Origin of the sequence: Mesorhizobium sp. ANAO-SY3R2 (assembly GCF_042466635.1) — a bacterium.
GTDB lineage: Bacteria > Pseudomonadota > Alphaproteobacteria > Rhizobiales > Rhizobiaceae > Aminobacter.
This window is the reverse complement of sequence record NZ_CP159955.1, coordinates 2,752,151-2,776,229: the sequence shown is the minus strand read 5'-3', so window position 1 is coordinate 2,776,229 and position 24,079 is coordinate 2,752,151. Positions and strand designations below refer to the sequence as shown.

General features: G+C 63.2%; 21 protein-coding genes and 1 tRNA gene. 12 read left to right on the top strand and 10 right to left on the bottom strand.

Going from position 1 to position 24,079, the window contains the following annotated elements; all coding sequences use genetic code 11:
• Position 1 precedes the first annotated feature (1 nt).
• Positions 2 to 1,618 (top strand): ABC transporter ATP-binding protein, encoded by a 1,617-nt coding sequence (locus ABSY17_RS18400; RefSeq protein ID WP_378943768.1) that lies wholly within the window; start codon positions 2 to 4, stop codon positions 1,616 to 1,618.
• 431 nt (positions 1,619 to 2,049) lie between these two features.
• Here the strand turns inward: ABSY17_RS18400 and ABSY17_RS18395 are convergent.
• Positions 2,050 to 2,126 (bottom strand) — tRNA-Pro (locus ABSY17_RS18395).
• Between the two features lie 202 nt (positions 2,127 to 2,328).
• On the opposite strand from ABSY17_RS18395, the gene ABSY17_RS18390 reads away from it, so the two are divergent.
• Together ABSY17_RS18390 and ABSY17_RS18385 are read left to right on the top strand one after the other, a co-directional pair.
• Positions 2,329 to 3,849 carry a phosphomannomutase/phosphoglucomutase gene (locus ABSY17_RS18390; protein WP_378943766.1) on the top strand — a complete coding sequence of 507 codons (1,521 nt, stop codon included), beginning with the start codon at positions 2,329 to 2,331 and terminating at the stop codon, positions 3,847 to 3,849.
• Between the two features lie 11 nt (positions 3,850 to 3,860).
• Positions 3,861 to 6,101 carry a mannose-1-phosphate guanylyltransferase/mannose-6-phosphate isomerase gene (locus ABSY17_RS18385; RefSeq protein ID WP_378943764.1) on the top strand — a complete coding sequence of 747 codons (2,241 nt, stop codon included), beginning with the start codon at positions 3,861 to 3,863 and terminating at the stop codon, positions 6,099 to 6,101.
• 22 nt (positions 6,102 to 6,123) lie between these two features.
• Here the strand turns inward: ABSY17_RS18385 and betB are convergent, their stop codons facing one another.
• Genes betB through betI form a run of 4 tightly spaced genes read right to left on the bottom strand, consistent with a single transcriptional unit; the run spans position 6,124 to position 10,877 of the window.
• Positions 6,124 to 7,587 (bottom strand): betaine-aldehyde dehydrogenase, encoded by a 1,464-nt coding sequence (gene betB / locus ABSY17_RS18380; RefSeq protein ID WP_378943762.1) that lies wholly within the window; start codon positions 7,585 to 7,587, stop codon positions 6,124 to 6,126.
• Positions 7,588 to 7,640: 53 nt separating this feature from the next.
• Positions 7,641 to 9,293: a choline dehydrogenase gene (gene betA, locus ABSY17_RS18375; RefSeq protein ID WP_378943760.1), complete on the bottom strand. Its 1,653-nt coding sequence runs from the start codon at positions 9,291 to 9,293 to the stop codon at positions 7,641 to 7,643.
• Entirely contained in the window at positions 9,286 to 10,287 is a 1,002-nt protein-coding gene (locus ABSY17_RS18370; protein WP_378943758.1) for a threonine/serine dehydratase, read from the bottom strand. Before ABSY17_RS18370 ends, betA begins: the two co-directional genes overlap by 8 nt.
• Complete coding sequence (betI, locus tag ABSY17_RS18365; RefSeq protein ID WP_378943756.1) at positions 10,284 to 10,877, bottom strand: transcriptional regulator BetI; 594 nt, start codon at positions 10,875 to 10,877, stop codon at positions 10,284 to 10,286. The genes ABSY17_RS18370 and betI overlap by 4 nt, the downstream gene beginning before the upstream one ends.
• Positions 10,878 to 11,058: 181 nt before the next feature.
• Between betI and ABSY17_RS18360 the strand changes: the two genes are divergently transcribed.
• The 4 genes from ABSY17_RS18360 to ABSY17_RS18345 all read left to right on the top strand — a co-directional run bounded on the left by ABSY17_RS18360 (position 11,059) and on the right by ABSY17_RS18345 (position 14,554).
• The gene (locus tag ABSY17_RS18360; RefSeq protein ID WP_378943754.1) at positions 11,059 to 12,222 is read left to right on the top strand and encodes an acetyl-CoA acetyltransferase; all 1,164 of its coding nucleotides are present in this window, start codon (positions 11,059 to 11,061) and stop codon (positions 12,220 to 12,222) included.
• Positions 12,219 to 12,944, top strand: coding sequence for an SDR family NAD(P)-dependent oxidoreductase (locus ABSY17_RS18355; RefSeq protein WP_378943752.1), 726 nt, complete (start codon positions 12,219 to 12,221; stop codon positions 12,942 to 12,944). The genes ABSY17_RS18360 and ABSY17_RS18355 overlap by 4 nt, the downstream gene beginning before the upstream one ends.
• Before the next feature lie 69 nt (positions 12,945 to 13,013).
• On the top strand, positions 13,014 to 14,018 hold the full coding sequence (locus ABSY17_RS18350; protein WP_378943750.1) for an asparaginase: 1,005 nt from the start codon (positions 13,014 to 13,016) through the stop codon (positions 14,016 to 14,018).
• A 65-nt stretch (positions 14,019 to 14,083) separates the two neighbouring features.
• Entirely contained in the window at positions 14,084 to 14,554 is a 471-nt protein-coding gene (locus ABSY17_RS18345; RefSeq protein ID WP_378943748.1) for a GreA/GreB family elongation factor, read from the top strand.
• Here the strand turns inward: ABSY17_RS18345 and ABSY17_RS18340 are convergent.
• Entirely contained in the window at positions 14,551 to 14,940 is a 390-nt protein-coding gene (locus ABSY17_RS18340) for a type II toxin-antitoxin system death-on-curing family toxin (protein ID WP_378943746.1), read from the bottom strand. The two genes, ABSY17_RS18345 and ABSY17_RS18340, sit on opposite strands and share 4 nt — an antisense overlap.
• Positions 14,937 to 15,158, bottom strand: coding sequence for an AbrB/MazE/SpoVT family DNA-binding domain-containing protein (locus tag ABSY17_RS18335; RefSeq protein WP_378943744.1), 222 nt, complete (start codon positions 15,156 to 15,158; stop codon positions 14,937 to 14,939). Before ABSY17_RS18335 ends, ABSY17_RS18340 begins: the two co-directional genes overlap by 4 nt.
• A gap of 140 nt (positions 15,159 to 15,298) precedes the next feature.
• Here ABSY17_RS18335 and ABSY17_RS18330 point away from each other — a divergent pair, with 140 nt between their 5' ends.
• Positions 15,299 to 16,852 carry a helicase HerA-like C-terminal domain-containing protein gene (locus tag ABSY17_RS18330; protein ID WP_378943742.1) on the top strand — a complete coding sequence of 518 codons (1,554 nt, stop codon included), beginning with the start codon at positions 15,299 to 15,301 and terminating at the stop codon, positions 16,850 to 16,852.
• A 74-nt stretch (positions 16,853 to 16,926) separates the two neighbouring features.
• Here the strand turns inward: ABSY17_RS18330 and ABSY17_RS18325 are convergent, their stop codons facing one another.
• Together ABSY17_RS18325 and ABSY17_RS18320 are read right to left on the bottom strand one after the other, a co-directional pair.
• Positions 16,927 to 17,670 (bottom strand): L,D-transpeptidase, encoded by a 744-nt coding sequence (locus tag ABSY17_RS18325; protein ID WP_378943740.1) that lies wholly within the window; start codon positions 17,668 to 17,670, stop codon positions 16,927 to 16,929.
• Between the two features lie 190 nt (positions 17,671 to 17,860).
• Positions 17,861 to 18,523: a haloacid dehalogenase type II gene (locus ABSY17_RS18320; protein ID WP_378943738.1), complete on the bottom strand. Its 663-nt coding sequence runs from the start codon at positions 18,521 to 18,523 to the stop codon at positions 17,861 to 17,863.
• Positions 18,524 to 18,664: 141 nt separating this feature from the next.
• Here ABSY17_RS18320 and ABSY17_RS18315 point away from each other — a divergent pair, with 141 nt between their 5' ends.
• The 4 genes from ABSY17_RS18315 (at position 18,665) to ABSY17_RS18300 (ending at position 21,843) form a co-directional block, all read left to right on the top strand.
• Entirely contained in the window at positions 18,665 to 19,543 is an 879-nt protein-coding gene (locus ABSY17_RS18315) for a branched-chain amino acid aminotransferase (protein ID WP_378943736.1), read from the top strand.
• Between the two features lie 107 nt (positions 19,544 to 19,650).
• Positions 19,651 to 20,247 (top strand): superoxide dismutase, encoded by a 597-nt coding sequence (locus tag ABSY17_RS18310; protein ID WP_378943734.1) that lies wholly within the window; start codon positions 19,651 to 19,653, stop codon positions 20,245 to 20,247.
• Positions 20,248 to 20,441: 194 nt separating this feature from the next.
• Positions 20,442 to 20,879: a c-type cytochrome gene (locus tag ABSY17_RS18305; protein WP_378943732.1), complete on the top strand. Its 438-nt coding sequence runs from the start codon at positions 20,442 to 20,444 to the stop codon at positions 20,877 to 20,879.
• Positions 20,880 to 20,889: 10 nt separating this feature from the next.
• Positions 20,890 to 21,843, top strand: a complete 954-nt coding sequence (locus ABSY17_RS18300; protein ID WP_378943730.1) for a c-type cytochrome — start codon at positions 20,890 to 20,892, stop codon at positions 21,841 to 21,843.
• 47 nt (positions 21,844 to 21,890) lie between these two features.
• Here ABSY17_RS18300 and ABSY17_RS18295 read toward each other — a convergent pair whose 3' ends face one another.
• On the bottom strand, positions 21,891 to 23,990 hold the full coding sequence (locus ABSY17_RS18295; RefSeq protein ID WP_378943728.1) for a S9 family peptidase: 2,100 nt from the start codon (positions 23,988 to 23,990) through the stop codon (positions 21,891 to 21,893).
• Between the last annotated feature and the right edge of the window lie 89 nt (positions 23,991 to 24,079).

The window sequence follows — 24,079 nt, the reverse complement described above, 5'->3', positions numbered from 1 at the left end:
GATGGCTGGCGAAACGATCCTTTCGGTCAAGGACCTGCGTGTACGTTTCCGCACGCTCGATGGTGTCGTGGAGGCGGTCAAGGGCACCAATCTCCACGTCGAAGCTGGCGAGACGGTTGCCGTGGTCGGCGAATCCGGCTCAGGCAAGAGCCAGACGATGATGGCGGCGATGGGCCTGCTCGCCTCCAATGGCGAGGCGACGGGCGCGGTGGATTACCGCGGCACGAACCTTTTGACGCTGCCCAAGGCGGGGCTCAACAAAATCCGCGGGCGCAAGATCAGCATGATCTTCCAGGAGCCGATGACCTCGCTCGATCCGCTCTACACCATCGGCAACCAATTGATGGAGCCGATTCGGCGGCATCAGGGTCTCGACGCCAAGGCGGCTCGCGCCGAGGCGCTCAGGCTTCTCGAACTGGTCAAGATCCCGGATCCGGAGCGGCGGCTGAAGTCGTATCCTCACGAGATGTCGGGCGGCCAGCGCCAGCGCGTGATGATCGCCATGGCGCTGGCCAACGATCCCGACATCTTGATCGCCGACGAGCCGACCACGGCCCTCGATGTCACCATTCAGGCGCAGATTCTCACGCTGCTCGCAGAGTTGCAGCGCAAGCTCGGCATGGCGATCGTCTTCATCACGCATGACCTGGGTATTGTCAGGCGCTTTGCCGACCGGGTCTATGTCATGCGCGCTGGCGAGGTCGTCGAGGAAGGCAAGGCCGACGAGCTCTTTGCCAATCCGCGCCACGACTACACCAAGATGCTGCTTGCCGCGGAGCCCACCGGGCGCAAGGCGGCACCGCCAGACAATGCGCCGATCCTGCTCGAAGGTCGCAACGTCGAGGTCGAGTTCAAGATCGGCGGCGGCTTCCTGTCCGGCCCGCCGATGCTGCTCAAGGCCGTGGACCGAATCTCGGTGACGCTCAAACGCGGCCAGACCATCGGCATCGTCGGCGAATCCGGCTCCGGCAAGTCGACGCTCGGACGCGCCTTGCTCAGGTTGCTGCCGAGCGAGGGGGTGATCCGCTTCGATCATCATGACCTGTCCAAGGCCGACAGGAGCGCCATGCGGCCATTGCGCCGCGAACTGCAACTGGTGTTCCAGGATCCGTTCGGCTCGCTGTCGCCGCGCATGACGGTGGGCCAGATCGTCACCGAGGGGTTGCTCGTCCACGAGCCTTCGTTGTCGACCAAGGAGCGGGACGCACGTGCCGTCTTGGCCCTTCGCGAGGTCGGTCTCGATCCAGCCGCGCGCAACCGCTATCCGCACGAGTTTTCCGGCGGTCAGCGCCAGCGTATCGCCATTGCCCGCGCGATGATCCTGAAGCCGAAGGTGGTGGTTCTCGATGAGCCGACTTCGGCGCTGGATCGCTCGGTGCAGAAGCAGATCGTCGAGCTCCTGCGCAAGCTGCAAGCCGATCACGAGCTTTCCTACCTGTTCATCAGTCACGATCTGGCCGTGGTCCGCGCCATGGCCGACTACATCATCGTCATGAAGCAGGGGAAGATCGTTGAGGAGGGGCCGACCGAGGCGATCTTCAGCGACCCGCGCGAAGCCTACACCAAGACGCTCATGGCGGCTGCCATCGACGAGACGAAATTCCGCCAGACGGCGTGATTGTGTCCGCCGGACCAGGTCCGGCAGATACTTCGTGGCGAACTAAAGTGCCGCCATGGTGGTCCTCAAGCGGGATAGGCTGGGAGGACGGCCGCGTTGGCGTGGTCGCAATTCTGCGCTTGCCCATCAGGGCGTTGGCGAATTGTGACACCCCGGCATTGCGAGGTGAAGCTTCCGCGCAAATACGCCTTCCAGCCTCGAACATAAGATCGGGGGCATAGTGTCTCTTTGCCACCGAGATTGAGCTGATCGGCTGGATGCCGGACTCTTCGGCCCGCAAATTCTGATTGGTCTTCGCCAGAATATTCTACGGGGCGTGCGCGGTATTCTTCGGCCTTACGAGCCTGAGCCAGTTGGCGTGCCCTGCCGGCGCACAACGTGCAAACCCTGCGGTTCTTCGTACAAGAGATCGGGATATCGGGAAATTTAACTGGTCGGAGTGGCAGGATTCGAACCTGCGACCCCATCGTCCCGAACGATGTGCGCTACCAGGCTGCGCTACACTCCGTGACCAGTGGGCGGGCTTATAGCTGCCGGTTCGGTATCCTGCAAGCAGCAAAGTTCGGCTGGCACAATTTTTCGCAAGTGGGTATTCTTGTTGTGCTTTCGAACTTCTCTCTGACGCTGGGTGAGGGGGGGACACCGCCTCAATCTTGCGATAATCGGTACCGACTAGAAGTGCCCATTTTTGGCAGCAGTGGAGTGCAGTCGTGAGAATCAGGCCGTTGGATCAAGTGGCTCCCAATACGTTCGAGTTCGAGACCCGCGCCCTGGTCAAGCCGACCGGTTTCCGCGAATACGACGCGCGCTGGTGGTTCGGGCATCCGAACTCGACCAAGCAGCCTGAGCTCAATCTGATCGGCGTCCAGGCGCTGGGGATGGGGATTGGTACGTTGATTCGCCGCCTGGGCGCGGGGCCGGATATCGTCACCGGCCATGATTTTCGCTCCTATTCGCTGTCGATCAAGCTGGCGCTGGTGTCGGGGCTGATGGCTGCAGGCGCACGGGTCAAGGACATCGGGCTGGCGCTGTCGCCCATGGCCTATTTTGCCCAGTTTGCGCTCGATACGGCCTCGGTCGCGATGGTGACAGCCTCTCACAACGAAAATGGCTGGACCGGCGTGAAGATGGGGGCTGCGCGCCCGCTGACCTTCGGGCCCGACGAGATGTCGGCGCTGAAGGAGATCGTTCTTGCGGGTGATTTCGACCTGACGGGCGGCGGAGCTTACGAGTTCGTGCCCAACTTCCGCGAGGTCTATCTCGACGATTTGGTGGCCGGCAATCGCATCGGTCGCAAGCTGAAGGTGGTGGCGGCCTGCGGCAACGGCACCGCGGGCGCTTTCGCGCCCGAGGCTTTGGAGCGCATCGGCTGCGAGGTCATTCCGCTTGACGTCGAGCTCGATCACACATTTCCGCGCTACAATCCAAATCCGGAGGACATGCAGATGCTGCATGCGATCCGCGACAAGGTGCTGGAGACCGGCGCCGATGTCGGCCTGGGCTTCGACGGCGACGGCGACCGCTGCGGGGTGGTCGACAATGAAGGCAACGAAATCTTCGCCGACAAGGTCGGCGTGATGCTGGCGCGGGACATTTCCGCGCTCCATCCGAACTCCACCTTCGTCGTCGACGTCAAGTCGACCGGTCTGTTCAACACCGACAAGGTGCTCGCCGAAAACGGTGCGAGGACCGACTACTGGAAGACCGGCCACTCCTATCTCAAGCGCCGCGTGGCCGAACTGGGGGCGATTGCAGGCTTCGAGAAGTCGGGCCACTTCTTCTTCAATCCGCCGATCGGGCGCGGCTACGACGATGGCATTGTGACGGCGATTGCAGTTTGCCAGATGCTCGACCGCAATCCTGAGAGGTCGATGGCCGATCTCTACCGGGCCTTGCCTTTGACCTATGGCACGCCGACCATGTCGCCGCATTGCGACGACGAGCTCAAATATGGCGTGGTCGAGAAGGTCGTCGCCGACTTCGAAGCGATGAAGCGCAACGGCGAGACCTTTGCCGGCCAGAAGATCGCCGACCTCGTGACCGTCAATGGCGTGCGCGTGGTGGCCGAGGATGGTACATGGGGGCTGGTGCGGGCCTCTTCCAATAAACCGGAACTGGTGGTCGTGGTGGAAAGTCCCGTCTCTTCCGAGCGTCGGCGCGAAATGTTCGAGGCAGTCGATGCGGTCCTGAGGCGCAATCCTTCTGTCGGCGCCTATAACCAGACATTTTGAGAGGTTCAGGCATGGCTGAACGGATCGTCAGTTTCGTCATGAGCGGCGGAGTCGGCTCGCGACTCTGGCCACTGTCGCGCGAAGACAACCCCAAGCAGTTCCACGATCTCTCGGGCGACGGGTCGATGCTGGTCAAGACGCTGAAGCGTCTGGCCGCGCGTGACGACGGCGAAACACCGATCTATCTGATCGCCTCCGAGCGCCATGCGGCCCGCGTCCGCGCCGACCTTGCCGCGACCGACCTCTCCGGCGGTGGTGCGATCTTCGAGCCGACAGGGCGAAACACGGCCGCGGCAGTGGCGATTGCCTCGCTGCAGACCCTTTCGTCATATGGCGACGGCATCGTGCTGGTTGTTCCTTCGGATCATGAAATCTCGACCCAGCGGCAGTTCTGGGACACGGTCGAGCGTGGCGTGCCGGCGGCCAACGCCGGCCGCTTGGTGGTGTTCGGCATCAAGCCGGCAACGCCGGAGACCGGCTACGGCTATATCGAGGTGGCCTGCGAGCGCGACGGGGTCTCCGATGTCGCCCGCTTCGTCGAGAAGCCCGACCTTGCCACGGCGGAAGCCTATCTTGCCGCCGGAAATTTCTTCTGGAACGCCGGCATCTTCCTGTTCCGGGCGAGCGCGATGCGCGACGCTTTCCTCGCGCACCAGCCGGAGATCTGGCACAAGGCCGAGGCTGCGTTCAGGGCTGCGACCAAGGACCTCTCTGGCATCTACATGCCGCTGGAGCTCTATTCCGGCATCCCTTCGATCTCCATCGACTACGCGATCATGGAGCGCACCAGCCGCATCGCCATGGTGCCGGCGAGCTTCCGCTGGAACGACCTCGGCTCGTGGCAGTCGCTGCTCGACGTCAGCCCATCCGACAAGGACGGCAACGTGATCGTCGGTGACGTCGTCGCCATCGACTGCGAGAACTCGTATCTGAGGGGCGAGGGCCGGCTGCTGTCGGCGATCGGGCTGAAGGACGTAGCCATCGTCTCGACCTCGGACGCGACCTTCGTGGCACCCGTCAGCCACAGCCAGAACGTCAAGAAGATTGTCGAGCAGCTCGAGAAGAGCGGGCGGCTGGAGACCAAGTTCACGCCGGCCCATGGCCGGGTGCTGGTCAACGGCGCGTGGCGCAAGCGCGTCCAGCACTGGCTGATGGAGGAAACACTTCCCTTGTGGTCGACGGTTGGCGTCGATCACCATTTCGGCGGCTTCCACGAAGCCCTTGGCTTCGACGCGCGCCCACTCAGCAAGCCCAAGCGCATGCGCACCATGGCGCGCCAGGTCTATGCTTTTGCGGTGGCCAAGCAGCGCGGCTGGAACGGCAATGCGGATGCGTTGATCGACCACGGCATCCGCTTCATGGCCGACAAGGGACGGACGGATCGCGGCGGCTGGGTGCGCACGCTGAACACCGACGGCAGCGTCGCCGATCCGCTCGAAGATGCCTACGATCATGCCTGCGTGCTGCTGGCGCTCGCCCATGCGCACCGCTCCGGCAACAGGGAGGCGTTCGGCCTCGCCGCGGAGACTTTCGCTTTCCTCGACCAGCATCTCGAGGACGAGCGGATGACCGGTTTCATGGAGAGCCCGGACGGCGAGGGCGTGCGGCGCTCGAACCCGCATATGCATCTTCTCGAGGCGTTCCTGGCGTGGCACGCGGTGACCGGCGATCGCGCCTATCTGCGCCGCGCCGCCCGCATCATCGACCTGTTCCGCAGCCATTTCTTCGATGTCGAGACCTGGACGCTGGGCGAGTTCTTCGACCGCGACTGGCATCCGGCGCCGGGCGAAAAGGGACAATGGACCGAGCCGGGCCACCATTTCGAATGGGCGTCGCTATTGGTCGACTTTGCCGAAAAGAGTGGCCAGAAGGAGCTGGTTGCCTTCGGCCGCAAGCTCTACGCCTCGGCCATCGCCAGCGGGCTGAACCGTGCCACAGGTCTCGCTTATGGTGCCGTGTCGCGCCAGGGCCTGCCGCTCGACCATATATCGCGCAGCTGGCCGCAGACAGAGGCGATCAAGGCGGCGGTGGCGCTCGACGGCACCGGCGGTCCCGACCTCAAGCCGGAGATCGAGGAACGCGTCGGACGGCTGTTCCGCTGGCACATCGACCCCGCTCCGCAGGGCCTGTGGATCGACCAGATCGACGAGTGCGGCCGCTCGCTGGCCAAGGAAGTGCCGGCCAGCATCTTTTATCACCTGGTGACGGCGCTGACCCAGTATCTCGACAAGACCGAGCCGACGGCGCAGTGATGCGCGACCGGCCGGAGAGCGCTTAGTAAGGGCTCGCGACGTCGCCGGTCTCGACATAGACCGACTTGAGCTGGGAATAATGCTGGAGTGCGGCGAGCGAGTTCTCGCGACCGATGCCCGACTGCCTGAAGCCGCCGAAGGGTATCTCGACCGGGGTCAGATTGTAGGCGTTGATCCAGCAGGTCCCGGCCTTCAGCTCACTGATGACGCGGTGGGCGCGCGGCAGGTCCTTGGTGAAGACGCCGGCGGCGAGACCGAACTCGGTGTCGTTGGCGCGTGCAACGACCTCATCCTCGCTGTCGAAGGACAGGATGCTCATCACCGGCCCGAAGATTTCTTCGCGCGCGATGCGCATGTTGTCGGTGACGCCGGTGAAGACTGTCGGCTCGACGAAGAAGCCGCCCTCGAAGCCTTGCAGCGCAGGAGTGCCGCCGCCGCAGCGCAGTTCCGCACCTTCGGCCTTGCCCGTGGCGATGTAGTCGGTGACCTTGTCGTGCTGCGACTTGTTGATGAGCGGGCCCATCTGCGTTTCCGGGTCGAGCGGGTCGCCGAGGCGAATGGCCTTGGTTCGCTCGACCAGGCGCTCGACGAAGCGGTCGTGAAGGCCCCTCTGGACAAAGACGCGGGTGCCGTTGGAGCAGACCTGGCCGGCAGAGTAGAAGTTGCCGAGCATTGCCCCGCCGATGGCGTTTTCGAGATCGGCGTCATCGAAGACGATTAGCGGCGACTTGCCGCCGAGCTCCATCGTGGCGTGCTTCATGTGCGAGCCGGCGAGCGAAAGCACCTTCTTGCCGGTCGGCACCGAGCCTGTCAGCGAGATCTTGTCGACCGCCTGATGCGAGGCAAGGGCAGCGCCGATATCGCCATACCCTTGCACGACATTGAACAGCCCGTCCGGCAGCCCGGCCTCGGAATAGATCTCGGCGAGTGCGAGAGCGGAGAGGGGCGTGTTCTCGGACGGCTTGAACACCATCGCGTTGCCCATGGCGAGTGCCGGCGCCGACTTCCAGCCGGCGACCTGGATCGGATAGTTCCACGCGCCGATGCCGACGCAGACGCCCAGCGCCTCGCGCTTGGTGTAGGCGAACGGCCCACCGAGATCGACATATTCGCCATTGAAGGCGGCGATCGCGCCGGCGAAGAATTCGAGGCAATCGGCGGCGGAGGCGGCGTCAGCGACCAGCGTTTCCTGGATCGGCTTGCCGGTGTCGAGCGTCTCCAGCCGTGAAAGCTCTTCATTGCGGGCGCGGAGAATGTCGGCGGCGCGGCGCAGGATACGGCCGCGCTCGACCGGCTTCAGTCGCGCCCAGGCGGGTTGGGCTTCGCGCGCGGCTTCGACCGCAAGCTCAACCACATTGGCGGTTGCCGAATGCAATTGCGCGATGATCTCTCCGGTTGCCGGATAGATGACGGGGATCGCAGCACCGCGCTCGTCGTCGACGAAGCGGCCGTTTACATAGTGCGAAGCTTTGGGCTGGGCGCGCATTCGTGTGCTCCAAATGGGTATTCGTGGCGGTCGTGATCGGGCCGGATGATGACCTATCTGTCGGCGGCCTGCCAGCGCGGATTGATCCACGGTTCCTGGTTGGAGGGCGCAAGCGGCGTCCTGCCGAGGATGTGGTCGGCGGCCTTTTCGCCGGTCATGATCGACGGCGCGTTGAGGTTGCCGTTGGTCACGCGCGGGAAGATCGAGGAGTCGGCGACCCTAAGGCCGTCTACGCCGATGACGCGGCATTCCGGATCGACCACGCTCATGGGGTCGTGGGCAGCGCCCATGCGGCAGGTGCCGCAAGGATGATAGGCGCTTTCGGAATGCTCGCGGATGAAGGTGTCGAGTTGTTCGTCGCTTTCGACGTGCTTGCCCGGCGAAATTTCGCGTCCGCGGAACGGGTCGAAGGCTGATTGGGCGAAGATCTCGCGGGTGAGGCGGATGCAGTGGCGGAAGTCCCTCCAGTCGTCCGGATGGGACATGTAGTTGAAGCGGATCTCGGGCTTCGCCCACGGATCGCTCGAGCGCAACGTGACCGCGCCGCGCGACTTCGATCGCATCGGCCCGACATGGACCTGGAAGCCGTGCGACTTGGCCGCCGCCTTGCCATCATAGCGGATTGCCGCCGGCAGGAAGTGGAACTGGATGTCGGGATAGTCGACGCCCGCTGCCGAGCGCACGAAGGCCGCTGCCTCGAAGTGATTGGTGGCGCCGAGCCCTGACTTGAACAGCAGCCACTGGGCGCCAATCAGCGCCTTGGAGAAGGGGTTCAGCACGGAGTGCAGCGTGATCGGCTGCGTCGCCTCCTGCTGGATGTAGAGCTCCATATGGTCCTGCAGGTTCTGGCCGACGCCGCGCCGGTCGGCGACGACGTCGATGCCGTGCGCCTTGAGATGGGCGGCTGGCCCGATGCCAGAGAGCATCAGCAGTTTCGGCGAATTGATGGAGGAGGCAGCGACGATCACTTCACGTCGCGCCCTGACGACCTCGATCTTCTTGCGAGCTTCAATCTCGACGCCGACCGCGCGTTGATTCTCGATCACCACGCGGCGTGCGAAGCCATTGACGACACGGACATTACCACGCTTGAGCGCCGGCCTGAGATAGGCGTTGGCGACCGACCAGCGGCGGCCGTGGTGGATCGTCTGCTCCATGGCGCCGAAGCCTTCCTGCTTCGCGCCGTTGTAGTCTTCAGTCAGCTCGAAGCCAGCCTGATGACCAGCTTCGACAAAAGCATGGTAGAGCGGGTTCCGCCGCGAACCGCGCTGGATGTGCAGCGGCCCCTTGGTGCCGCGCCAGCCGTCCTCGCCACCTTTTGCGTGCTCCATACGCTTGAAGTAGGGCAGCACGTCGGCATAGCCCCAGCCCGTGGCGCCCTGTTCTGCCCAATGGTCGAAGTCGCGGGCATGGCCGCGGACATAGACCATGCCGTTGATCGAGGACGAGCCGCCGAGCACCTTGCCGCGCGGGGTGGCAAGCACCCGCCCACCGAGATGCGGCTCCGGCTCGCTCGAAAAGCCCCAGTCGTAGCGGCTCATGTTGAGCGGGATCGACAGTGCCGACGGCATCTGGATCAGCGGGCCGAAATCGGTGCCGCCATATTCGATGACGATCACCGAGTGCTTGCCGTCCTCCGACAGGCGATAGGCCATGGCCGAGCCGGCGGAGCCGGAGCCGATGATGACGAAATCTGCTTCAAGCATTGCTTATGTGAACCATGAAATCGGCGAGCGAAACGTTGCCACCGGTTGCGACGACGAGCACGGATTTGCCGGCTACGTCGACCTTTCCTCCCAGAAGTGCCGCCAGCGACGAGGCGCCTGACGGCTCGAGCACGAGCTTCAGTCGCTCGAATGCCAATTTCATCGCGCGGCGGACGCTCGCGTCATCGACAGCCAGGCCGCGCACGCCGGCGGCGGTCACAGCCGCATAGGGCGCATCGCCGGGCCTGCGGGCCATCAACCCATCGCAGATCGACTTGGGGCCGAGCGGCATGGTTTCGATGGCGCCGTGGGCGAGTGAGGTGCCCAAGCCGTTGAAGCCCTCGGGCTCGACCGCAAAGACCTGCGTCGACGGCGACAGGTAATGGAAGGCGAGCGCGACGCCGCCGATCAGGCCGCCGCCGCCGACCGGGCAGAGCACGATGTCGGCCGCAGTACCCTTGGCCGCGAGTTGGTCCAGCGCTTCGAGGCCCACGCCTGCCTGGCCGGCAACGATCTCGGGGTCATCGAAAGGGTGGAGCAGCGCGAGCCCTTCGGTCTCGGAAATTTCTCGCGCCTTGGCGGCAGCGACCTCCTCGCGGGCGCGTTCGCCGTGGTCGGTGAGCACGACCCGGGCGCCATAACCCTTGGTCGCCTCGCGCTTGGCCTCGGGTGCGTCGATTGGCATGACGATGGTGACGGGGATGCCGAGCGCCTGTCCTGCGGCGGCAAGCCCTTGCGCGAAATTGCCGGAGGAGTAGGCAACCACGCCATGACGCGCTTCGTCGGACGAGAGCTGCTTGAGGCGCCAATAGGCGCCGCGTGCCTTGAAGGAGCCGGCCCATTGCAACGACTCCGCCTTGACGAAGACGCGCGCCGCACCGGTCTCGCGGGCGAGCGCTGCCGGTTCCAGTAGCGGCGTGAGTTGGGTTGCGCGCGACGTCTCGGCATAGGCCTGCCTGAGGCGCTCGATCGTCGGAATGGTCACCTTGTTCATTGTCCGGCCTTTGCGTGAGCGAGCCTGGTTTCGAGATAGTCCTCGATCAAAGCCGCTGCGGTCGCAGCATTCGGCGCGCCGTTCTTGAGTGCCCGGCGAATGTAGAGCCCGTCGATCAGGGCAGCCGTGGTCTCGGCGACGCGCTCGGCCTCGGCGCGTGGCAGAAGTGCTGAAAGTCCGCTCATCAGGTTGGAGTGCAGCCGTCGTGCATAGACCCTGAGAAGGCGGCGTAGCGCCGGCGACTTCTGCGCCTCGACGTAGAAGGCGAGCCAGGCGGCGATGGTCTCGGCCTGGAACTGCTTAGCGGAGAAGTTGACCGCGATGACAGCCGACACGCGTGCGCGTGGGGTCGCACTGGCCCTGAGTGCAGCCCGGCTGTCGGCGTTCAGTTCGGACAGGAGGTGGCGCATGGTCGCCAGCAGCAGGTCTTCCTTGGCGCCGAAATAGTGATGCGCGAGCGCCGCCGACACGCCAGCGCGCCCGGCGATTTCGGACATGGTGACGTCAAGCGTGCCGCGTTCGCCGATCGCCAAGATCGTCGCGTCGATCAGCGCCTTGCGGCGCAGCGGTTCCATTCCGACCTTGGGCATCAGTCTCCTCCAATTGCGAAGGTATTTTAATTGACTGATCAATCAACAATAATTCGCGGCAGATTGCATCGCGATTGCGCCATTGCAACGCTCAGTGAACTGTTCATACATGAACGGCATTGAACGCCGTTGGAATCGCCCTGCAAATGGCGCAACATGCCGGCTGGCGATGGAGACAAGAATGACTGCGTGCATAGTCGGTTGGGCGCATTCGCGCTTCGGCAAGCTCGAAGGCGAGACGCTGGAGAGCCTGATCACGACTGTCGCCAATCAGGCTCTTGAACATGCCGGCATCGGCCCAGACGATGTCGACGAGATCGTGCTGGGGCACTTCAATGCCGGCTTCTCGGCCCAGGATTTCACCGCGAGTCTCGTGCTGCAGGCCGACGAGCGCCTGCGCTTCAAGCCGGCAACGCGGGTGGAGAACGCTTGCGCGACGGGTTCTGCGGCCGTGCGCCAGGGCATCCGGGCGATCAATGCCGGCCAGCGCATCGTGCTGGTGGTAGGTGCCGAGCAGATGACGACGACGCTCGGTCCGGAAATCGGCAAGAATCTCTTGCGTGCATCCTACCTGCCCGAGGAGGGCGACACGCCGGCCGGTTTCGCGGGCGTATTCGGCAATATCGCGCAGGCCTATTTCCAGCGCCATGGCGACCAGTCGGACGCGCTGGCGATGATCGCGGCCAAGAACCACAAGAACGGCGTCGACAATCCCTATGCCCAGATGCGCAAGGACTTCGGCTTTGAGTTCTGCCGCACCGAGAGCGAGAAGAATCCTTTCGTCGCCGGTCCGCTGAAGCGCACCGATTGTTCGCTGGTCTCCGACGGGGCGGCGGCGCTGGTGCTGACCGACAGCACGACGGCACTGCGCATGCGCCGTGCCGTTGCCTTCAGGGCCAACGAGCACGTGCAGGACTTCCTGCCGATGTCGAAGCGCGACATCCTGCTGTTCGAAGGCTGCGAGGTGGCCTGGGCCAAGGCGCTGAAGTCGGCCGGGGTGACGCTCGACGACCTGTCTTTCGTCGAGACGCATGACTGCTTCACCATTGCCGAACTGATCGAATACGAGGCGATGGGGCTTGCGCCGCGCGGCGAGGGGGCTCGGGTCGCGATGGAGGGCATTACCGCGAGGGATGGCCGGTTGCCGGTCAACCCTTCCGGCGGTCTCAAGGCCAAGGGGCATCCGATCGGCGCGACCGGTGTGTCGATGCATGTGCTGAGCGCCATGCAACTGACCGGCGAGGCCGGGGGCATCCAGGTGAAGGACGCCAAGCTTGGGGGAATCTTCAACATGGGCGGTGCTGCGGTCGCCAACTACGTCTCGATCCTGGACCGCATCAGATGAGGCAATGCGCCGTCGTCATCGGCGGGGCTTCCGGCGTCGGCCTTGCGGTGGCCGAACGCCTGGTCGCCGACGGCTGGCCAGTGGCTGTGATCAACACGGATAGAGCGGCTCTGGCCGCCGCCGAAGACGTGATCGGCAATGACGAGGTGGTCTTCATCGAGGCTGATCCCACTGATGAAGATGAGATCGCAGAGGCGTTTGACCAGGTCGTGGATCAGCTTGGCCTCATCGGCGGACTGGTCGCGCTGGCCGGTTTCGGGCGCCGCGCGACCGTCGAAGACACCAGCGCCGAAATGTTGCGCGAGGCGCTCGACGTCAATCTGGTCGGGCCGTTCATCGCCTCCAAGGCCGCACTCGAGCGAATGGGTGGTTCGCTGTCGATCGTCAGCGTCGGCTCCGTCTCCGGAATGCGAGCCCGCCATGGCCATCTCGCGGCGGCCGCCTCGCAGTCGGGGCTCAAGCTGATGACTGAAGTGCTGACGCTCGAGTTCGGCGACCGCGGCGTGCGGGTGAATGCCGTCGCCGTCGGGCCCATCGACAACGACGCAGGAAAAGGCGGCAACGGACCGCGCAATGTGCCGCAGGGACGCTATGGCGAGCCCGATGAGGTTGCAGCCGCCGTCGCCTTCCTGCTGTCGCCGGAGGCAAGCTACGTCAACGGTCATACGCTGGTTGTGGATGGCGGTTTGCTGGCCGCTGGTCTATCGACAGACAGGTCGTGAAGCCGCGTGTTCGGCGGCGACGGAAATGGCCAGACAACAGACCAGCATGTGCATGAAGGCTTCCCACAAATGACAAATCCGGTTCTGGTCGAGGTGCTGCGCGGCACCCTCGTCGAAAGCGCGCATCGCGGTTCAGTCGTCGTCGTTGACGCGGACGGCAAGACGGTCCTTGCCCTGGGCGATGTGGCGAAACCGGTATTTCCACGCTCGGCCGTCAAGGCGATCCAGGCGCTGCCCTTCGTCGAAAGCGGGGCCGCGGAAGCATATGGATTCGGCGACCGCGAACTGGCGCTCGCCTGCGCCTCGCATTCGGGCGAGCCGGCTCACGCGGAACTGGCCGCGGCGATGCTGGCCAAGGCGGGACTTGGGCTGGAAGCGCTGGAATGCGGTGCGCATTGGCCGTCCGGCCAGACCGCCATGGTAGGCCTGGCGCGCAGCGGTGCGGCGCCGAGCGCGCTGCACAACAACTGTTCCGGCAAGCATTCCGCCTTCGTCTGCACCTGCCGCCATCTCGGTATTGCCCATCAGGGCTATGTGCGGCCCGAGCATCGCTTCCAGCAGATGGTGCGTGAGACGATGGAGGCCGTGACCGGCGCCGCCCACAATGAGACCAATCGCGGCACCGACGGCTGCTCGATCCCGACCTTTGCCGTGCCGCTGCAAAATCTCGCCCAGGGGTTTGCCCGCATGACGACCGGCAACGGACTGGCGCCGGAGCGTGCAAAGGCGGCGCGGCGCCTGATGTCGGCCTGCATGGCGGAACCCTTCCTCGTCGCCGGCACCGCCAGGGCCGATACGGATTTGATGCATGCCGCACAGGGCCGCATCTTCGTCAAGATCGGTGCCGAGGGCGTCTATTGCGCGGCCATTCCCGAACTTGGGCTTGGCATCGCGCTCAAATGCGACGACGGCGCGGGCAGGGCGGCCGAGGTGATGATCGCGGCGGTTCTGGCGAAGCTGATGGCTGCTGACGAGACTTTGGCGGAAAAGTTGACGAAGGCCGCGAACCCCATTCTCAAGAACTGGAACGGCATCGAAGTCGCGTCGCTGAGACCGACCGAAGCATTCGGCTGAATGGCGCGTGATCTAGTCAGTTTAGCTGGCTTGTTATCGCCTCGGTGAACGCCTACGTTTCGTTCATGAGCAGAGCTTTCACTCGCGACGACGACAGCGAAAACGTGATTGCCGACATCGGCGAGCGTCCGGTCAGCTCGTCCCGAAATCTCGTGACCGAGCAGGGCTTTGCCCATATCGAGGCTCAACTCGCGCACTTGCGCGAGTCTTTGGCAAAGGCGGAAGCGGATGCAAATCGCGAGCGCATAGCGACCGTGTCGCGCGATCTGCGCTACTGGCAGTCGCGGCGCGAGACGGCGGAAATTTCCGTTCCCGAGCCAGACAGTTCGGTCGTCCGCTTCGGCATGAAAGTGACAATCGAGGACGACGACGGCAAGCGCAATGTCTGGCAGATCGTCGGCGAAGACGAGGCCGACGCATCCAAGGGCCGCATCTCGCATGTCTCGCCCATGGCCCAGGCGCTATTCGGCAAGTCTGTCGGCGACGTCGCCAGCGTCAATGGCCGCGACTGGGAAATCGTTGAACTTAGCGTCTAGGCTTCGATAGGGAGCGTATGGTCGCGGAAGAAAGCCGTAGCGCCTGCCTCATCGATCTCGCCGGCGGCAACGCCCATGACGAACAAGTATAGTGCGCCGTCATCCACCGTCAGCGCGTAGCCATTGATAGCTAGAAAGGTGCCTGCAGCCACGATTGCCGTTCGCTTGTTGCCATCTACGAAGGCATGGTTCCGCGCGTTTCCAAACAAATAGCCTGCCGCCAGTTCCGCGATCGTAGGCTCGCCGTAGGCGGCCTTGTACTCGGCGCGGGAAAGTGCCGATTCCAATGCGTTCTCATCGCGAAGCCCTTGCGCGCCGCCGTGCCTGCGGAGCTGTGCCGCATGCATGGCCTCAACCACGCGCCGATTCAGGTATTGCGGGCTCATTCGGCGAGCTTCTGAAGCGCCACCTTGTATTTGTCCATGAATTTACGGGCGGCTTCCATCTGCCGCTCGAAGACATCATCAGTCGGCTTCAGGGTCAGGCCATCGTTCGATTCGACAAGCTCGAGCGTATCCCCAGCCCTGAGATTGTGCCGGTCAAGCACTTCCTTGGGCAGGATCACGCCTTCTGAATTGCCAATCTTGCGTACCGTGACATTCATGGTTGCGTCTCCATGTTATAACGCGCGTATAACATATAAGCGGATGCGATCCAAGCCATTGTCGCACCGTCAAGCCGCCTCTATACCTTTCATGTGGCCGCGATGGCGGTCGGGAAAGGGCATTGCCGGAGATATCGCATATGGCGCAGGACGATAGCATTTTCATTGGTGCCAGCCGCAAGCCGGATGACAGCTATCAGCGCGCGGAACAGCTGCTGCTGCGCTACGGCAACCGCCATGGCCTCGTCACCGGCGCCACCGGCACCGGCAAGACGGTGACGTTGCAGGTGCTTGCCGAAGGCTTCTCCAATGCTGGCGTCCCGGTCTTCTGCGCCGATATCAAGGGCGATCTGTCGGGCATCGCGATGAAGGGCGAAGCCAAGGACTTCCTCGTCGCGCGCGCCGAGGCGGTCAAGCTCGATCCCTACGTATTTGAGGACTTCCCGGTCATCTTCTGGGACCTGTTCGGCGAGCAGGGACACCCGATCCGCGCGACGGTGTCGGAGATGGGACCGTTACTGCTGTCGCGGCTGATGAACCTCACCGCCGCGCAGGAGGGCGTGCTCAACATCGCCTTCCGCATCGCCGATGAAGAGGGGCTGCTGCTGCTCGACATGAAGGACCTGCAGTCGCTTTTGGCCAACATCGCCGAGCGGGCGGCCGAGATCGGCGCGCGCTACGGCAATGTGACCAAGCCGTCGGTCGGCGCCATCCAGCGTTCGCTGCTGGTGCTTGAGCAGCAGGGCGGCAACTATTTTTTCGGCGAGCCAGCGCTCAGGATCAGCGACATCATGCGTACGACGCGCGATGGTCGGGGCGCAGTCAACGTGCTCGCCGCCGACAAGCTGATGATGAACCCCAGGCTTTACGCGACATTCCTGTTGTGGCTGCTTTCGGAGCTGTTCGAGGAACTGCCGGAAGTGGGCGATCCTGACAAACCCAAGCTGGTGTTCTTCTTCGACGAGGCGCACCTGCTGTTCGACGACGCGCCCAAGGTCGTCGTTGACCGTATCGAGCAGGTCGTGCGGCTGATCCGCTCCAAGGGCGTGGGCGTCTATTTCGTCACCCAAAACCCGCTCGACGTGCCGGAAACCGTGCTGGCCCAGCTTGGCAATCGCGTCCAGCATGCGCTGCGTGCCTACACGCCGCGCGAGCAGAAGGCAGTGAAGACCGCTGCCGACACATTCAGGCCCAACCCGGATTTCGATTGCGCCAAGACGATCACCCAGCTCGGCACCGGCGAGGCGCTGGTGTCGACGCTGGAGAACAAGGGTGTTCCCTCGATGGTGCAGCGGACACTGATCCGCCCACCGGCGTCGCGGTTAGGGCCGCTCACACCGGAAGAACGCAGGAAGCTGATCAACGAAAGCCCCGTGGCCGGCCAGTATGATCAGACGATCGACCGCGAGTCGGCATTCGAAATGCTGCAGAAGAAGGCCGCTGAAGTGCAGAAGGCGCAGCAGGAGGCTCAACAGGCCAATCCCGGTGGCGGTGGCTGGACCATGCCCGATTTCGGCAATGGCGGCGGTACCGGTTCGGGAGGCCGCACGCCCAATGGTGCGCCGGCACCGCGTCCGTCGAACCGCCAGAGCGTTACCGAAGCGGCGATCAAGTCGGTGGTTCGCTCCGTTGGCTCGTCGCTCGGCAGGGAACTGGTCCGGGGTATCCTGGGAAGCCTGAAAAAAGGTTTCTGATCCAGCGGGATAGCAAAAAAACGAAAACGGCGCGTCGATGACGCGCCGTTTTCGTTTGAACGTTCATTGTGCGGTCAGGCCGTGCCGAGACCGTTGGTGACCAGGATCGGCGTCTTGCTGGGCACGCGATCGTAGAGATCGATGATGTCCTGGTTCATCAGGCGTACGCAGCCGGACGAAACCGACTTGCCGATGGTCCACCATTCAGGCGAGCCATGGACGCGGTAGAGCGTGTCCTCGTTGTTCTGGAAAATGTACAGCGCGCGGGCACCCAGCGGGTTGTTGAGGCCTGGCTGCATGCCGCCGTTGCGGACGCTGTATTTTTCGAGTTGCGGCTGACGGCCGATCATTTCGTCCGGCGGGGTCCACTTCGGCCATTTGCGCTTCCACTGGATGACGGCGCGACCCGACCATGCAAAGCCTGCGCGGCCGAGGCCGACGCCATAGCGGATCGCCTCACCGCCTTCGCGGACGAGATAGAGATGGTGGGTCGAAGTGTCGACGACGAGGCTGCCCGGACGCTCGCCGGTCGGATCGGCGACGATCTGGCGACGAAACTGCTCCGGCACTTTCTTGATCGGAATCCCGGGGACTTCGTAGCCTTCGTCGACAACGGGGGCGTACATGCTGACAAAGTCGCCGAAGCCCGGTTCGACGCTGACCGGAGGGGGCGGTACGACCTGGGGCGCATCGACGATCTGGTCGTTGCCGCGCATGGTCGAGCAGGCGGAAAGGGCAGCGGTGGCTGCACCTGCCGCAGCAAGGTTCAGGAATCCGCGACGGCTGAGGCCGCGGGAGGAATCAATCTCTATGGGCATGACGGCGATCTAGAATTCCAGTTCGAAAGAAATGGTGAATGCATCGGAAACAATTGGCGTCCCCTAAACGCTGTCGGAGATAGGCGGGTCAAAATCGGTCAAAATCTGACCAGAGGGGGGACAAAGCATGGCGAGGGTGCGACAGGCCAATCACTGTTGCGTTATGGCAACAATGCTGACCTATGGTCAGCTAACCAATTGTAACTAAACCTTCCAGCGATGGCAGGATAAGCGCCGGCGGAAAATCCCGGTATTCGTCGGGCTGGCCGTGGCGATTGATCCAGACGGTGCGGAAACCGAATTTTGCCGCCCCCGCAATGTCCCAGCGATTGGAGGACTGGAACGATATGGCGTCGGGATAGAGGCGCCAGTTGCTGGCGACGAGGTCGTAGACCGACTGGTCCGTCTTGAAGCGGCGAACGCTGTCGACGGAGAAGACTTCATCGAGGATCAGGTCGAGCCCCGCAGAACGCACCGCAGCATCGAGCATGGCCGGCGAACCGTTGGAAAGGATGGCGAGCCGCGCGCCACCGTCCTTCAGCGCTCGCAACACCGCAGGAACTTCCGGGTAGCAGTCGAGATGCCAATAGGCATCGAGTAACTTGCTGCGCATCGCCCGGTCGACCGACGGCACCTTTTCGAAGGCGAAGTCCAGCGCCTGCTCGGTCAGTTGCCAGAAATCGGCATAGGCGCCCATGAGCGTGCGCACCCAGGAATATTCGAGTTGCTTGGCCCGCCAGATCTCGGAAAGCAGTTGGCCGTGCGATCCGATGTCGGCGGCATGCCGGCGCACCGCCGCGTGCACGTCGAACAAGGTTCCGTAGGCATCGAATACATAGGCTGTGTGGCGCATGTCGTTGATTTTCCAACGGCTTGAAACGTAGTGCAAGTGCAAGCATCGCCTGGCTCCAACGATTCGGCTCGCTGCCGGTTGACGAGGGGGGGCCAAAGGCTCTTCCATGTCGCAAACAACTATTGTGACGGGACATTCGACATGACACTCGCGGCGGCAGCACAATCCGTGACCTGGACCTATGTCGACGGCGACTGGTACGAGGGCAACGTTGCGATCCTCGGCCCGCGCAGCCACGCCATGTGGCTGGGGTCCAGCGTCTTCGATGGCGCCAGATGGTTCGAGGGGGTGGCGCCGGATCTCGACGCTCATTCGCGCCGGGTAAATGCCTCGGCCATAGCGCTCGGCCTGAAGCCGACGATGAGTCCGGAGCAGATCGTCGGGCTCACCTGGGACGGGCTCAAGAAGTTCGACGGCAAGACGGCGGTCTACATCCGACCAATGTATTGGGCAGAGCATGGCGGCTACATGGGCGTGCCCGCCGACCCCGCCTCGACGCGCTTTTGCCTGTGCCTCTACGAGGCGCCAATGATCGCGCCTGCCGGCTTCTCGATCGGGCTGTCGCCGTTCCGTCGCCCGAGCCTGGAAACGATGCCGACCAACGCCAAGGCGGGTTGCCTCTACCCCAATAACGGCCGGGCGATCATGGAAGCCAAGATGCGCGGCTTCGACAATGCGCTGGTTCTCGATATGCTCGGCAATGTCGCCGAAACCGGGTCGTCGAACATCTTCCTGGTCAAGGGTGGCCAGGTCTTCACCCCAGCGCCCAACGGAACTTTCCTTTCCGGCATCACGCGCAGCCGAACGATGTCACTGCTCGCCGAGAACGGCACGCCGGTCATCGAAAAGACTTTGTCGGTGCGCGAGTTCCTGGAAGCCGACGAGATTTTCTCCACCGGCAACCACTCCAAGGTTGTGCCGATCACCCGTATCGAAGATCGGAATCTTCAACCGGGCCCGGTAGCAAAAAGATCGCGTGAGCTATATTGGGAGTGGGCGCATTCGGCCGGTAAGGCCTGAGTGTAGCAAAGAAAAAACGCGCCCATTGTCTGTTGTCACACGTTGACGACGACCTATCTGTAGACGGCATAGACATGCCGCGAATTGCCAGCAAGGGAGTATGATCCATGGCTTTTGAATTGCCCGAATTGCCCTACGACTACGAGGCGCTGCAGCCCTTCATGTCGAAGGAGACTCTCGAATATCACCACGACAAGCACCACAAGGCCTATGTCGACAACGGCAACAAGTTCGCCGTCGAGGCGGGCATGGACAAGCTGTCGCTGGAAGAGGTCGTCAAGCAGTCGTTCGGCAAGAACGCGCCCCTGTTCAACAATGCCGCGCAGCACTACAACCACGTCCATTTCTGGAAGTGGATGAAGAAGGGCGGCGGCGGCAACAAGCTGCCTGGCGCGCTGCAGAAGGCAATCGATTCGGACCTCGGCGGCTACGACAAGTTCAAGGCCGACTTTATCGCAGCCGGCGTTGGTCAGTTCGGTTCGGGCTGGGCCTGGCTTTCGGTCAAGGACGGCAAGCTCGAGATCTCCAAGACCCCGAACGGCGAGAACCCGCTGGTTCACGGCGCGACCCCGATCCTCGGCGTCGACGTCTGGGAGCACTCCTACTACATCGACTATCGCAATGCCCGCCCGAAATACCTCGAGGCGTTCGTCGACAGCCTGATCAACTGGGACTACGTGCTCGAGCGCTACGAAAACGCCTGATCCACGGGCGATTTGAGTGGATTTGTACTAGGCTCACCTATCGAGAACCCCGGCTTTGCCGGGGTTTTCTTTTGTGCCGGGCATGGACGCAAATAGAAGCCTAAATCACGCAAGCGTGAAGAGCATTCCGGGACGAACTCGGCCAGTTTCGCCGTTTAGCGAAGGCAGTTATTCGCAACATCGGAGAGGAATAGATGAGAAGATTCATACTGGCCGTTTCGGCGCTGGCGCTGGCGACCACGGCGGCATTTGCCGACATTGTCGCCGACCGCCAGGCGGTGATGAAGGAAAATGCCAAGCAGGTTGGCGTTCTTGCGAAGATGGTAAAGGGCGAGGCCGCATTTGACGCCGCCGCCGTCCTGGCCGCGTTGACGGCGCTCAACGGCAACGTCCAGAAGATCGACGTGGCCGCCTCGTTCCCGGCCGGAACTGACAAGGGCGACACGACTGCTTCGCCGAAGATCTGGGAGGATGCGGCAGGATTCCAGGCTGAGGTCGACAAATTCAAGGCCGTTGCCGCCTCCGCAGCCGCCGCTCCTGCACAGGATCTCGATGCGCTGAAAGCGCAGGTCGGTGCGATCGGCCAGACCTGCGCGAGCTGTCACCAGTCCTTCCGCGTCAAGAAGGGCTGAGCGGGATCGAATGCGCGTGCTGAAAAGGCTCGCTTTGGCGGCACTGGCGCTTGGCTGCGCTGGTGCCGCCACTTTCTGGTGGCTGACTACGCCTGAACGCATCGATCGCGATGCGCTCGCGGCCATGGGGGCGGGTGACGCCGCCCGAGGCCAGCGCATATTCGACGCCGGGGGATGTGCTTCGTGCCATGCCCGGCCGAAGGCGGAAGGCGAGGCACGCCTGCAGCTTGCCGGCGGGGTCGAGCTCAAGACGGCATTCGGCACTTTTGTTGCGCCCAACATTTCGCCGGACCAGAAGGACGGTATCGGCGCATGGTCGCTGGAGGATTTCGCCAATGCGATGCTGAAAGGCGTATCCCGCGACGGACAGCATCTTTATCCGGCATTTCCCTACACCTCGTATGCGCGCATGCAGCCCGCCGACGTGGCCGATCTCCATGCGTTCATGAAAACCTTGCCGCCTGTGGCCGGCAGGGCGCCGGATCACGATCTCGGCTTCCCCTTCAATGTCCGTCGGGGACTGGGGTTGTGGAAGCTGCTCCACCTGAACGACGCTCCGGTGGTCGCCTTTGGCGACGGCACACCCGAAAAGGTGCTGCACGGACGCGAACTGGTCGAGGGAGCAGGGCATTGCGGCGAGTGCCATACGCCTCGCGGCTTTGATGGTGGGTCGAACAACGGCCTGTGGCTGGCCGGGGCGGTTGCCGCCGAAGGCGATGGCGTCGTTCCAAACATCACGCCGGGCGGCAATGGCATCAACGCCTGGTCCGAAGGCGATATCGTCAGCTATCTCGAAACCGGATTCACGCCCGAGTTCGATTCGGTTGGCGGCACGATGGCCGACGTCCAGAAGAACATGGCACGGCTGACGGCCGAGGATCGCGAGTCGATTGCCGCCTATCTCAAGGCGATCCCTGCGCAGGCGAACGGTTTTCCCGTTCGGCAGAAACAGCCCGCGAACTGAACGCCACCGGCGACACACAGTGTCGCCGGTCTCTCGATTCCTTTCCGTCAGGCGCGTCGAGCAACCTTCAAGGCAAAGGCATAGTTGAAGGCGACCTCCTCCAGCCTCGAGAAGCGGCCTGAAGCCCCGGCGTGGCCGGATTCCATGTTGATCTTGAACAGAACAGGGCTGTTGCCTGCTTTTCGCTCGCGCAGGCGCGCGGCCCATTTCGCCGGCTCCCAATAGGTGACGCGGGGGTCGGTAAGGCCGGCAACGGCAAGGATCGGCGGGTAGTCGAGTGCTGCCACATTATCGTAGGGCGAATAGGCGGCAATGGTCTGGTAGTCCTGCTCGGAAGTGATCGGATTGCCCCATTCCGGCCATTCCGGCGGGGTGAGCGGCAAGGTGTCGTCGAGCATCGTGGTCAGCACATCGACGAACGGGACCTCGGCGACGATGCCGGCAAAGGCTTCAGGCGCCATGTTGGCCACTGCGCCCATCAGCATGCCGCCGGCCGAACCGCCTTGGGCCACGATCCTGTCATGCGCCGTGTAGCGCTCGGCGACGAGATGGTGGGCGCAGGCGATGAAATCGGTGAAGGTGTTCTTCTTGGTAGTGCGCTTGCCATCCTCGTACCAGGCATAGCCCTTGTCCTTGCCGCCGCGAACATGAGCGATTGCATAGACGAAGCCGCGATCGACTAGGGACAGGCAGTTGGTGTTGAACGATGCCGGGATGGTGATGCCATAGGAGCCGTAGCCATAGAGCAGGCAAGGAGCCGAGCCGTCGAGCGGCGTGTCGCGATGGAAGATCAGCGAGATCGGCACCAATTCGCCATCCGTCGCCGGCGCCATCAGCCGACGCGTGACATAGTCCTCGACATTGTGCCCCGATGGCACCTCCTGGGTCTTGAGGAGAACCCGTTCACGCGTCCGCATGTTGTAGTCGAAGAGCTGCGTCGGCGTCGTCATCGACGAGTAGCTGAAGCGCATGATGTCGGTGTCATATTCGTAGGAACCCGACAGGCCGAGCGAGAACGCCTCTTCGGCGAAGGAGATGTGATGTTCCTCGCCGGTGGCGCGCTCATGCACGACGATGCGCGGCAGGCCCTCCTTGCGCTCGAGGCGGATCATGAAGTCCTTGAAGCCGATGACCGAAAGGATGAGGCGGCCAGGTTCGTGGGCAACGAGTTCCTTCCAGTTGGCGCGCACCGGGTCGCTGACCGGCGCTGTCATGATCTTGAAATCCTTGGCGCCGTCGGCGTTGGTCAGGATGAAGAAGATGTCGCCGCCTTCCTCCAGGTCATACTGCAGGCCAGTTTCGCGCGCCGCCACCAGCTTCGGCTCGGCGAGCGGATCGGTGGCCGGGAACAGACGGTATTCCGAGGTCTCGTGATCGCTGATCGAGACCATGATCCATTCGTTGCTACGCGTGCCGCCGACATTCATGAAGAAGCCGGGGTCGGTCTCCTCATAGATCAACTGGTCGGACGCGGTGTCGCTGCCTAGGGCATGGTAGAAAACCTTGGAGGGCCGATGATTGGGATCGAGGCGCGTATAGAAGAAGCCGTTGTTGGCTGCATCCCACACGCCCGATCCGCCGGTGTCGCCGACGACATCCGTCAGTTCGCTGCCGGTCGCGAGATCGCGGACGCGTAGCGTGTAGAATTCCGAGCCCTTGTCGTCGAAGCCCCAGATGAGCCGGGAATGGTCGGAGGAATGGTCGAGGCCGCCAAGGCGGAAATAGGCATGGCCTTCCGCTTCCTTGTCGCCGTCGAGGATGATCTCTTCGGGACCGCCCGTGCTCGGGATGCGGAAATAGCGAGGCTGCTCGCCGCCTTTCTTGTAGGAAGAGCCATAGGCGAAGGGGCCATCCTTCATCGGCACCGAGGAATCGTCTTCCTTGATGCGGCCCTTCATTTCCTCGAACAATTGCTTTTGCAAGTCCGCCGTGTCGGCCATCAGCGCTGCCTGATAGTCGTTTTCGGCTTCAAGATGAGTTCGAATGGCCGGATCGAGCAGGCTCGGTTCGCGGAACACCTCCTGCCAGTTCTCGGCCCGCAGCCATGCATATTCGTCGACGCGCGTGATGCCGTGCCGGGTGTCGGAGACGGGGCGGCGTTGGGTCGAGGGAGCGGCGATATCGGCGAAGATGGCGGGTCTGGTCATTATGTCTCGCTTGGGATGAATCTTGAACGTCGAATGAACACCCCGATCAGGGCGGGTTCAAGAGCCCAGTTGCATTGTGGGGTCGTTCC